Here is a 10,534-nt window from a genome sequence, read left to right as displayed (position 1 = left end):
TTGCCACGGAACGGTCTGCGTTGTCGGGAAGATACGTGATCTGATCCTTCAACTCAGCAAAAGTTCGATTTATTCAACAAAGCCTGTCCGGCCTGAGCATCAGTGATTATCTTAAGCAGAACGGCACGGGCCATAACGCCTGAAAGAAATTTGCGTTATTTGTAAAATTAAATACTAGGGACGCCTCAGGATATAAAAAACTAATGACGAAACAGGAATGGATTTTACGACTACGGCGCTGTACATCGAAGGAAACCCTGGAAAGGGTAATAGAAAAAAATAAATATTCTCTGTCAGATGATGAGCTTGAGCATTTCAATGCCGCGGTTGATCACCGGCTGGCGGAGATGACGATGGGAAAGTTGTATGACCGGGTACCGCCAGGTGTCTGGAAATTTGTGAAATAGAACAGGTGACCTTATGAGTTACGGCTGGCTCTTCGAAAATTCGGATGATGACATTTCGGGTTATAATCATATCAATCTGGAACACCTCCCTCCGGAGCTAAAACAGGTTGCTCTCCAGATAGTACAAAATCAGTTTGATCGTGATACTGCAGAGAAAAAACTGGCAGAATTAATCCAGCAACTCGAGTTTGATATAACTGCAGCAGAACTGTCAGCATATCTTTTTAAACCGGGCCATGCCTGACGGCTAACCCGGTAGCGATAATAGTGGAGACCGACGGAGGGCTTCACTTTGGCCGCGGGATCAGCGTCCTGCGGATGGTTTCCATCAGAAGTTGATAGTGCACAGACGGGCTTTTATCCAGCCGCAGACCGTTCTTCCAGCATTCATCCGAAAATTGTTCCGCTTCATTACAGGTACGATCTTCAGGCTGCCGGCTCTCAAGCCAGCGAGTCTGTACTTCTTAATCTGTTCTGTTCATTAACTTAGTCCTTGCCTCGTTAGGGGATGACATCCCTGATTGTGCTGTCATGACACGACAAACACATCAACTTATGTTACGAAATCTATTCAAGTAACTGATATTTAACATAAAACGCATTATCGGTACTTTGAAGTGTATAGCATTTGCTATACGTTCGTGTTGTGTTATTCTTGTATATCAATTGCTATACAAGAGAGGTGTGTATGAAATCAGATGTTCAACTCAACCTAAGAGCTAAAGAGTCTCAGAGAGCACTCATCGATGCTGCTGCAGAGATCCTTCATAAATCGCGAACCGACTTTATCCTGGAGATGGCCTGCAAGGCTGCGGAGAATGTGATCCTTGATCGCCGTGTTTTCAATTTTAACGACGAACAGTATGCAGAGTTCATCGATATGCTCGATGCACCAGTCGAGGATGAGCCCGCCATTAATAAACTACTGGCAAGGAAACCTCAGTGGGACGTATAACCACGCCCGAGCCGTTATCCAGCTCTCATCAGCTGGCTGAGTTCGTCAGTGGAGAGACAGTCCTCGATGAATGGCTAAAACAGAGAGGTTTAAAAAATCAAGCTCTTGGCGCTGCCCGAACGTTCGTTGTTTGCAAGACGGGTACGAAGCAAGTAGCTGGTTTTTACTCTTTGGCCACCGGTAGCGTTAACCATACGGAAGCGACAGGTAGTCTTCGGCGTAACATGCCAGATCCTATACCGGTGATTATACTCGCTCGCCTGGCGGTAGATGTCTCATTGCACGGAAAAGGGGTTGGCGCCGATTTACTCCACGATGCAGTGCTACGGTGTTATCGCGTAGCTGAGAACATTGGGGTTCGTGCGATAATGGTTCATGCGCTTACTGAAGAAGCCAAAGGTTTCTATGCTCACCATGGATTTAAGGCATCACAAACTCATGAGAGGACTCTGTTTCTAAAGCTTCCATGACTGGTTGCTGGAATGGGAAAGTAGCTGGTTACCTTCTTAACATATTGATTTTTATGTTATTTGTTTTAATATTTAACATAATCTTTGTTATGCGCACCTGTATTGTCAGCACAAAGCGTTATTGTCGTCTCAGGGGCTGCGGATGTTTTCCTGGACTGTTATGTTGTGATCCCAAGATGCTGCCGGTACTTCACAGGACTCATTGCACCTAATGATAGCTTGATACGTTTCTCGTTATACCAGCGTATGTACCTGTCCAGGAAGCAGATAAATTTTTCCAGCGTGATACCCGCCCAGTCTCTGCCATAGAACATTTCGTTTTTGATACGCCCGAAGAAGCCTTCACACGCAGCATTATCCGACGAGCATCCTTTGCGCGACATGGACCTTATAAGTCCGGAGGTGTTGATACGCTCGAGCCAGCCCGGCCACCGGTAATGGCCACCACGATCGCTGTGTATCACTGGTTTATCATGTTCGTTGAGCGTATCGAGTGCGTCATCGAGCATCGTATTCACCAGCGTCGCGTCCGGGCGTGTTCCTATCGACCAGCTTACAACCAGGCCATCAAAGCAGTCGATAACCGGCGACAGATAGACTTTTCCAGCCGGAAGCTGGAACTCCGTAATATCGGTCAGCCACTTCTCATTTGGCCTGCAGGAACTAAAATCCCAAGCGAGTAAATTTTCCGGTGCCGGGCCGATTTCGCCACAGTAAGAGTTGTATCGTCGTCGCCTGGTGCGCTTAACAACGAGCTGCTCTTCTGCCATCAGTCTGCGGACAACCTTTTCAGAAATAACCCTGTTGTTACCGCGAAGCATCGCGTGAAGGCGCCGATAGCCGTAACAGCGGTAATTCTCCTCAAAGATATCGGCCATGATCACGCGTATTACCGCATACTTATCGTACAGACGTTTTGGTAAAAATAACAGCTGCGGGCAAGTTGCAGAACGCTTAGCAACTCAGCAACGGGGTACTTTTTCTTAAGGGCATCAACTATCAGGGTTTTCTCCCTGTTTTTCAGTTTCAGAAAGCTGACGCCCAGATCTTTTTTTATCAGTTCATTCGCCTTTGTCAGTATGTCACGTTCGAGCTGCAGCTGATGAATCTGCTTCCTGAGACGCTGGATTTCACCGAGTAAAGCATCCTGATTTTTATCCTGAGGGGCTGACTTTCGTTTGCGCATGGATTGATAAGCCTCGTCACTGATAAGGTCTTTCTTCCATTTGTACAGGACCGGGACGCTGACGCCTATGCTTTGTGCAACTTTACGCGCGGTTCCACGTCGGTTACAGAGCTCCCGGACGGCCTGAGACCTCTCTTCCGGGCTGAAGCATTTGTTTCGTGGGGACTGAACCAGGCTTCGATGGCGGGCAGGAACTGCCACAGCAGCATGAGTGCGGCGATGCAGCCAGTGATGACGAGCCAGCGCCGGATGAATCGATCCGGCGCCGGGCGGCTGTAGGGGTCGGGTAGGTCACGTCATTCTCCATGTTGAAATCAGCGCCAAAGGCCGCCAGTGCGCCAGCGTGGCGGACGTGGTGATACGGTCACTTCGGGGTCGAAACGGGCCGATGGAAACGGCGGCATCGCGGGCGGCGGAGCAAGTTCCAGCAAGCGCTCAATGCGTTCAGCCGTCGCTGGATGCGTGCGCAACCAGGAGGGTTCCGGATTGCCCCATCCGGGCAGCAGCCAGGCGCGCCAGGAGCGGCTCACCCGCTCGATCTTGGCGAGCGCTGAGGCCAGCCCGTGCGGGTCGCCGGTCAATTCGGCAGCGAGCCGGTCGGCGTCGAATTCGCGCACCCTGGACAAGCCCAACTGAGCCAGCAAGGCCAGCTGTGGCGCGACCGCAAGTAGAAGCAACGCGGGCCAATTGACTTCCGTGACTCCAAGCAATAGCGTTGGCAAGCTGAGCACGATCGCAAGCTGCCCCAACAAGGCCAGAAGATGGGTGAGCCGGCTGATGGAATCGGCCAAGCCCATGACACGCAAATCCTCGTTCGCAATATGCGCGATTTCGTGGCCGAGCACGCCGGTCAACTCGCGGGGCGTGAGGCTACGCAGCAGGCCGTCGGTCAGCGCGATGGCCGCGTGATGCTTCGAACCGGTGGCGAAGGCGTTGACGACCCCGCTGGGCACGTAGTGCGGTACCGGCACGGTAGGCAGCCCGGCCCGCGCCGCCAGTTCGCGCAACACAGCCCAAAGATCGGGCGCTTCATCCGGGTGCAGGGGGCGTGCGCCATACAGCCGCAAGGTCAGCCCGGAGGCGGCCGCCGGTTCAAGCAGCAGGGTGAACCCCGCAGCCGCAAGCGCCAGCCAAAGCCCGCCGTCACCCAACAGCAGGCTGCCAGCGACGGCGGCAATTCCGAGCAGGGTCAGCACCAACAGCACGGTTTGCAGGCGATTGTGCCAGCGATGCCGCGCGCCGACATTCTGCGCGTGGCGCAGATCACGACTGATCATCTGAGCTTTCCCCGGCTGTCCGGTCATCGCGCTCGCGCAGCAGCCAGTAAGTCGCCCCGAGGGCCAGTGTCGCGCCTGCAAGCGCCGCGACCTTGGCGGGGCCGGTCTCCGGGTCGAGGATTACGAATTTACGCGCCAGGGCGATCAGCCCGATCAGGATCACCGTCTTGACCTGGATGATGCTGTCGCGCCGCAAGGCCACCCTCACGATGGAATGCTTGAACTCCATGGCAATGAGCAGCGTCATGATCATGCCGAACACGGTCTGGAAGACCTTGTGATCGAGCGGATTGAATGCATCAATGATCAGCAGGCTGAAGACGATCGAGATCAGCTGCAGCAGCGAGACCACGATGATAACGGCAATGATTGCGGACAGCGCGAGCGCGATCACCTGTTCAAAGCGCTCGTAGAACGTCATCACTGCCCATTGGGCGCGAAATGTTTTGATCGGGTCTGCTTGCTTTTCCTTCATCGCCACTCCTCTCAATTCTGAAATACTTGTGCGCCCACAACTTGGTTGCACCCTCGTCTTTTTTGCCTGGTAGAGCGCGCTGTCCGCCTGCAGCATCACCTGCTCGACAGAGTGCAAACGGGGGTCAAGGAGAGCCACCCCCATGCTGGCGCTATAGCTGATCGACACCTCTCCACACACCACCGCTGTCGCCGCAGTGTCCTGACGAAATCGCTCCGCCCATACTTGGGCGCCTTCTATCGATACCGCTTCCAACAACACAGCGAATTCCTCCCCCCAATCCGGGCAGCCATGTCGGTTGCGCGAACATGTTCCCTCAACCGTGAAGCAAAGGGGTCGGTGATCACCATACGCAGCAACTGCTGCTCTATTTCCTTGCGAGAAGAGATGTCGAACAGAGTACCGACTATCAGTTGCCTGCCCGCGTCACCCAGCCATGGGCCTTGTTCCTCGAAAGTCGAGTTGCCAGAGGATCAGGTGAACAGATGGGCCGCGCCGTCACGCGAACGGATGGCCAGCGAGCGGGAGGGCAGTGCCGCCGCTGATGAGCAGTCCCCACGGCGTGGCCGACTGCTCATCACGCTTGTAGACGCCCGCGTGACCTGCGGCCACGACCGCCACCGCGATCGAGGCCAGGGAGGCTGCCCATGCCAGTGCCAGGCCGATGGGGTCGGACACGGCAGCCTCGCCCGCCATCAAGATGCGTCGCTCGCCTTCGCGGCATCCGGCTGCTCCGGCTCGGCCGGGGTCTGCGGTGGCTCTTTGCGTTCGAACACCACGCGTTCGGCCTTGTCGTCCCAGCGTGCGCTGGCGTGATCGCCCTTGCCGATACCGCCGCCGAGCATCTCGCGCGCCAGCGCAGTTTCCAGCTCGCTGCGGATCAGGCGCTTGAGTTCACGCGCACCGAACTCGGGCTTGTAGCCTTCTTCCGCGAAATGGTCGATCAGCGTCTGATCGAAAGTGAGCGTCACGCCCTGGCTGGCGGCGCTGCGCGCCACGCGATCGAGCTGCAGGCCGACGATGTGGCGGATCTCCTCCTTGCCCAGCGCATGGAAGACGATGATCTCGTCGATGCGGTTGAGGAACTCGGGCCGGAAATGGCCGCGCAGCACGTCCATGACTCCGGCCTTGGTCTTTTCGTACTCCTCGCCGGCCGCCCCGCGCGCCTTCAGCCGTCGCTGGATGATGTCCGAACCCAGGTTGGACGTGGCGATGATGATGGTGTTGGTGAAATCCACCACCCGGCCCTTGCCGTCGGTGAGGCGACCGTCGTCGAACACTTGCAGCAGGATGTTGTATACGTCAGGGTGTGCCTTCTCGATCTCGTCGAGCAGCAGCACGCTGTAGGGCTTGCGCCGCACCTTCTCGGTGAGCTGACCGCCTTCGTCGTAACCGACATAGCCCGGAGGCGCGCCCACCAATCGCGCCACGGTATGGCGTTCGCCATATTCCGACATGTCGATGCGCAACAGGGCGTGCTCATCGCCGTAGATCGATTCGGCCAATGCCTTGGCGAGCTCGGTCTTGCCCACCCCGGTCGGGCCCAGAAACAGGAAGGTAGCCACCGGTTTGCTGCCTTCACGCAGGCCGGCGCGGGACAGCCGCACGGCATCGGCCACGGCACGGACCGCCTCGTCTTGTCCCACCAGGCGCTCGTGCAGCCGTTGTTCCAAGTGCAGCAGCTTTTCGCGCTCTTCCACCGTCAACTCGTTGACCGGGATGCCGGTCAGGCGCGAGACGATCTGCGCCACGTGTTCCGCCTTGACCTCGGCACTGCCGGAGGCCCGCTCCCGCTCCCAGTCCTCGACGAGCTTCTTGAGCTCGGCCTCCTTGGCTTCGATGCGCTTCCCGAGCTCGGCGGCCTGGTCGTACTGCTTGCGCGCGGCCACGTAATCCTGTTCACGCCGCAGCTGGTGCAGTTCGGACTCCAGCTCCTGCACGGCCACCGGCCGGGCCGTGGCCGACAGCTTCACGCGCGCGGCCGCCTGGTCGAGCAAGTCGATCGCCTTGTCCGGCAGGAAGCGCGCCGTGATGTAGCGGTCGGACAACTCGGCCGCCGCGATGATCGCGTCCTCGGAGATGCTGACCTTGTGGTGCGCCTCGAAGGTGTCGCGCAGGCCGCGCAGAATCATGATGGCCTGGGCCACCGTCGGCTCGGGTACCGTCACCGGCTGGAAGCGCCGCTCCAGTGCGGCATCCTTCTCGATGTATTTCTGGTACTCGTTCAGCGTCGTGGCGCCGATCAGGTTGAGTTCACCGCGCGCCATCATCGGTTTGAACACGTTGGCCACGTCCAGCCCGCCTTCGCCACCGCCCTGGCCGGCACCGACGATGGTGTGCACCTCGTCGATGAACAAAATCAGCTCGCCCTGGTGCTCGGTCACCTCCTTCAGCACCTTCTGCACGCGCTCCTCGAACTCGCCGCGATATTTGGCGCCGGCCACCATGGCGTTGATGTTGAGTTCCACCAGGCGCTTGTCGCGCAAGGTCTCGGGCACTTCACCCGCCACCATGCGCTGCGCCAGCCCTTCGACGATGGCGGTCTTGCCCACACCCGGCTCGCCGATCAGCACCGGGTTGTTCTTCTTGCGCCGGGCCAGCACCTCGATGGTGGTTTCGATCTCCTGCGCGCGGCCGATCACCGGGTCGAGCTTGCCGTCGCGCGCCATCTTGGTCAGGTCGCGCGAGTACTTGTCGAGTTCTGGCGTGTTGGTCGGCGTCTCAGCGCGGCCATCCTCGGCGCCCTTGCCGACCACCTTGCTGACCTGTTGGCGCAGCGCCTGCGGCGTCAGGCCGTAGCGGCGCAGCAGGTTGGCGGCCAGCCCTTCGCCTTCCTCAGCCAGACCGATCAGGAAATGCTCTGGACCGACATAAGAATGGCCGAGTTCATTGGAGGCCACGAAGGCGCGGCTGAGCGCATCCTTCACGCGCGGCGACACGCCGATCTCGCCCTCGAAGGGCTTGTCCCCGCGCTTGGCCTCAGACTCGATCTGCCGCTTGAGGTCATCGACCTTGATCTTGAACTGACCCAGGATGGTCTTGACCACGTCGCTGTCGGCCAGCGCCAGCAGCAGATGTTCGGTATCCACCTCGGAGCGGCCAAATTCGGCAGCGTGTTTGGCGGCCTCCTGCAGCAAGGCTTCCGACTGTTCGCTGATGCGGCTGGCCAGCCCACTGCCGCGACGGCGCGGCGCACCCGAACCTGCGGCGGCGGGCTCGCCAAACGAGGCATCGACCACGTCATCGGTATCGGCGGCAACTGGCGTCGCGTCGTCGCCGATGCGGAAGAAGTCACTGCCGAGGAAGTCCTCGAACAGGCCGCTGCGCGAGCCGAACAAGGCTTCCAGCGGCGAAACGGTGCGCTTTTGCTGGCGCACTAATTGCCGGTAATGGTCGTCGCACAACAGCATGGTGCTGTGACGACCGTTGAGATTGGCTTCCACCCGCACGGTGGCGGGTTGGCCGCAGACCTGGCATTGTTTTCTGGCCATGCTGATGCTCCTGAGAAGGTTGACAAGGTTGAGGCGACGAGGCATCGCGAACCGCGACTCCTCGTCTCGTGCCGGGTTTTTCTTGTGACGAACGAGCCGGCGACGTCAGCCGTTGATCGGGATCGAGCGTCCCTGCTTCGGCGCGCTGACCTCGCGCTTGTCGATCGTGACCGTGAGCACCCCGTTCTTGAACGATGCTTTGATCGAATCCTGGTTGGCGTCGTCAGGCAGGTTCAAGGCACGCTGAAAGCTGCCGTAGGAGCGCTCCACACGGTGGAAGCCACCTTCCTTCTTCTCCTGTTCCTGGCGCTTCTCGCCACGCACCATCAGCACGTCGTTGTCGAGAGTGATCTGGATGTCCTTCTCCTCGACACCGGGCACTTCCAGGGCAATCTTGTACTGCTTGTCGGTTTCCTGGATGTCCAGGGCCGGCTTCAGCATGCCCGACCAATCGGATGGCCACTGCGGCATGTTCAACGCCGGAAAACCGAAGCCCCGGAATGCGTCATCGAACAGCCGGTCGATTTCCCGATGCAGTTGCAGGATCGGGCTGACTGGCCCGCTCGCCGCTGGCAGGTCATTGCGCTGCACCGGCAGGGAAGAGACGGTCTGCTGCTCTTGCTGCTCGTTCTTGAACCAGTTCCAGGGAGCCAACTTCTTGAAATCGATGTCCATGTCATACCTCCAGAAAAATTGGAAAACGAGTTACTCAAGCCCTTTGCCTGCTGTGACGGGCAGTGCGCCCAGGCGACACGGGCTGCTCGGATGACTTCTGCTGTTCACGCTTGCGCATCACCTCCTTCTTTGCTGCGGCTCGGGTCTGATCATTGATCCACTGATCGATTTCACTTTGAGGAAACCGCCACGTCCCGCCCACCTTGAAAGCCGGAATTTCCCCGTGCGCGGCGAGCCGATAAAGCGTCCGCTTGCCGACTTTCAAGTACGCAGCCAATTCATCGAGCGTGAAAATCACCTGTAGGTGCGCTTTCATCCCTGTAGGTGCGCTTTCATCTCACCCTCTCCAATCGCGTCGCTTTGCGGTTCCGGCCAAGGAAATCCTTGTAATACTTTGTAAGATATTACGCTTACCATGACAGCCTTCAAGAGTCAATGTACAGCGTTCTCCCGCCCCATTGATGCAGGTCAACTGCTCAGGCAAGGCGCAGCGGGGCGGTCTGATCAGGCAATGGACAGCGCCTGGCTCGTCAGCCTGCGTGTACCACAGGCGCCTCGATCAAACACCGATCCTCACGTTGTAGCCGAGTGCCCGCAGCCCCTTGCTCGTCTGCATGTTCCTTGACGGAAACTCGTCTGGGCGCGCCCAGACGACGATTTCCCCGAGGCTGCTCAGGCTAACGTGCGGAATTGCCCAGTCGTCGCTGCGGATCGCGTTCCAGAGTCGGGCCGAAACACTTCCGTTGCCCCAGACAACGTAGTTCAACAGTATCCGTCCGGCCAACACACCTTCCCGACACCGCCGCCGAAGGCCATGGCCCATCAAGCGGATTTTCCATGCGCCCTCAGCGCCGTACCTACAGCAAATCTTTCAAGGCTCAGGTCATTCAGGAGTGTTCTGAACCCGGTGCCTCCATCGCAAACATCGCCTTGGGCTACAGCCTCAATGCCAACCTCGATCACAAATGGATTCGGCTGCCTACCCAGAAAACCACGGCTATCCAGCCAGCGTTCATCCCGTTGCCTTCTCAAATGCTCGGCGTGGGTTCGCATACTCAAGCGCGCTGCTGCGATCATGAGTTTGATCCAGTCGGCCCGTAATAATGGGCACGATCCGTATGCCTATCTCAAGGATGTGCTGACACGGTTGCCGTCCCTGTAACAGCCTGAAGTTGACCTGGGTAATCAAATACCGGTGTAGTGATTAGGAAACAGGGCTCGGATAACATCATGGCGCAGGTCACCCTGATCTTGACCCTCCATCTCCGAACAGCTTTTGTATCTTAAGTTAACGATGTCCGCTGCCGGTATTCCCTCGGGGAGTGATATCCCAGCGCGCTGTGCGGGTGGCTTCCATTTCCATCAGATGTCCTTCCTGCTCCGCTACTGAAGGCGTGGTGCGTAACGGCAAAAGCACTGCCGGACATCAGCGCTATCTCTGCTCTCACTGCCGTAAAACATGGCAGCTCCAGTTCACTTACACCGCCTCTCAGCCCGGTACACACCAGAAAATTATTGATATGGCCATGAATGGCGTTGGATGCCGGGCAACCGCCCGCATTATGGGCGTTGGCCTCAACACGATTTTACGTCACTTA

The 10,534-nt window shown here is 57.7% G+C and carries 14 protein-coding genes and 3 pseudogenes; 8 read left to right on the top strand and 9 right to left on the bottom strand.

Translation table 11 applies throughout. The annotated features are described in order from the left end of the window. Window positions 1–203 precede the first annotated feature (203 nt). The 4 genes from AX755_RS17800 (at window position 204) to AX755_RS17785 (ending at window position 1,832) form a co-directional block, all read left to right on the top strand. Entirely contained in the window at window positions 204–407 is a 204-nt protein-coding gene (locus AX755_RS17800; protein ID WP_004213596.1) for an HHA domain-containing protein, read from the top strand. A 13-nt stretch (window positions 408–420) separates the two neighbouring features. After that, window positions 421–651 (top strand): hypothetical protein, encoded by a 231-nt coding sequence (locus tag AX755_RS17795; protein WP_023307222.1) that lies wholly within the window; start codon window positions 421–423, stop codon window positions 649–651. Between the two features lie 444 nt (window positions 652–1,095). Then, window positions 1,096–1,362, top strand: a complete 267-nt coding sequence (locus tag AX755_RS17790; protein ID WP_003026799.1) for a type II toxin-antitoxin system TacA family antitoxin — start codon at window positions 1,096–1,098, stop codon at window positions 1,360–1,362. Further along, window positions 1,350–1,832 (top strand): GNAT family N-acetyltransferase, encoded by a 483-nt coding sequence (locus AX755_RS17785; RefSeq protein ID WP_003026803.1) that lies wholly within the window; start codon window positions 1,350–1,352, stop codon window positions 1,830–1,832. The genes AX755_RS17790 and AX755_RS17785 overlap by 13 nt, the downstream gene beginning before the upstream one ends. Window positions 1,833–1,990: 158 nt before the next feature. On the opposite strand, the pseudogene AX755_RS25420 reads toward AX755_RS17785, so the two are convergent. Further along, window positions 1,991–3,177 (bottom strand): annotated as a pseudogene (locus AX755_RS25420) (IS3 family transposase); the annotation flags it as partial. On the opposite strand from AX755_RS25420, the gene AX755_RS25945 reads away from it, so the two are divergent. Beyond that, window positions 3,177–3,308 (top strand): hypothetical protein, encoded by a 132-nt coding sequence (locus AX755_RS25945; protein WP_256025477.1) that lies wholly within the window; start codon window positions 3,177–3,179, stop codon window positions 3,306–3,308. The pseudogene AX755_RS25420 and the gene AX755_RS25945 sit on opposite strands and share 1 nt — an antisense overlap. A 24-nt stretch (window positions 3,309–3,332) precedes the next feature. On the opposite strand, the gene AX755_RS17770 is transcribed toward AX755_RS25945, so the two are convergent. The 8 genes and pseudogenes from AX755_RS17770 to AX755_RS25415 all read right to left on the bottom strand — a co-directional run bounded on the left by AX755_RS17770 (window position 3,333) and on the right by AX755_RS25415 (window position 9,759). Next, complete coding sequence (locus AX755_RS17770) at window positions 3,333–4,295, bottom strand: zinc metalloprotease HtpX (protein WP_004152113.1); 963 nt, start codon at window positions 4,293–4,295, stop codon at window positions 3,333–3,335. Next, window positions 4,282–4,770: a phosphate-starvation-inducible PsiE family protein gene (locus AX755_RS17765; RefSeq protein ID WP_004152114.1), complete on the bottom strand. Its 489-nt coding sequence runs from the start codon at window positions 4,768–4,770 to the stop codon at window positions 4,282–4,284. Before AX755_RS17765 ends, AX755_RS17770 begins: the two co-directional genes overlap by 14 nt. Before the next feature lie 114 nt (window positions 4,771–4,884). After that, window positions 4,885–5,031: pseudogene (locus AX755_RS25860) on the bottom strand (phosphate-starvation-inducible PsiE family protein); the annotation flags it as partial. A gap of 237 nt (window positions 5,032–5,268) precedes the next feature. Further along, window positions 5,269–5,466, bottom strand: coding sequence for a hypothetical protein (locus tag AX755_RS17760; RefSeq protein WP_004152115.1), 198 nt, complete (start codon window positions 5,464–5,466; stop codon window positions 5,269–5,271). Then, window positions 5,466–8,261 (bottom strand): heat shock survival AAA family ATPase ClpK, encoded by a 2,796-nt coding sequence (gene clpK / locus AX755_RS17755; RefSeq protein WP_004152116.1) that lies wholly within the window; start codon window positions 8,259–8,261, stop codon window positions 5,466–5,468. The genes AX755_RS17760 and clpK overlap by 1 nt, the downstream gene beginning before the upstream one ends. A 105-nt stretch (window positions 8,262–8,366) precedes the next feature. Then, window positions 8,367–8,936: a small heat shock protein sHSP20 gene (gene hsp20 / locus AX755_RS17750; protein WP_004152117.1), complete on the bottom strand. Its 570-nt coding sequence runs from the start codon at window positions 8,934–8,936 to the stop codon at window positions 8,367–8,369. Between the two features lie 34 nt (window positions 8,937–8,970). Continuing rightward, the gene (locus AX755_RS17745) at window positions 8,971–9,252 is read right to left on the bottom strand and encodes a helix-turn-helix domain-containing protein (protein WP_004152118.1); all 282 of its coding nucleotides are present in this window, start codon (window positions 9,250–9,252) and stop codon (window positions 8,971–8,973) included. A 243-nt stretch (window positions 9,253–9,495) separates the two neighbouring features. After that, window positions 9,496–9,759, bottom strand: coding sequence for a hypothetical protein (locus tag AX755_RS25415; protein ID WP_015386469.1), 264 nt, complete (start codon window positions 9,757–9,759; stop codon window positions 9,496–9,498). Window positions 9,760–9,773: 14 nt separating this feature from the next. Here AX755_RS25415 and AX755_RS25410 point away from each other — a divergent pair, with 14 nt between their 5' ends. From AX755_RS25410 to AX755_RS17730, 3 genes and pseudogenes are all read left to right on the top strand, one after another. Further along, entirely contained in the window at window positions 9,774–10,037 is a 264-nt protein-coding gene (locus AX755_RS25410; RefSeq protein WP_004118209.1) for a transposase, read from the top strand. Further along, window positions 9,994–10,098, top strand: a pseudogene (locus AX755_RS25405) (transposase domain-containing protein); the annotation flags it as partial. The gene AX755_RS25410 and the pseudogene AX755_RS25405, both read left to right, overlap by 44 nt. 184 nt (window positions 10,099–10,282) lie before the next feature. Further along, window positions 10,283–10,534, top strand: a 252-nt coding sequence (locus AX755_RS17730) for an IS1-like element transposase (protein WP_024203538.1), incomplete at its 3' end; no start/stop codon positions are given.

The organism is Enterobacter sp. SENG-6 (assembly GCF_001605945.1).
Taxonomy (GTDB): Bacteria; Pseudomonadota; Gammaproteobacteria; order Enterobacterales; family Enterobacteriaceae; genus Enterobacter; species Enterobacter cloacae.
The sequence above is the reverse complement of the archived record's forward strand: the minus strand, read 5'-3'. Positions and strand labels throughout refer to the sequence as shown.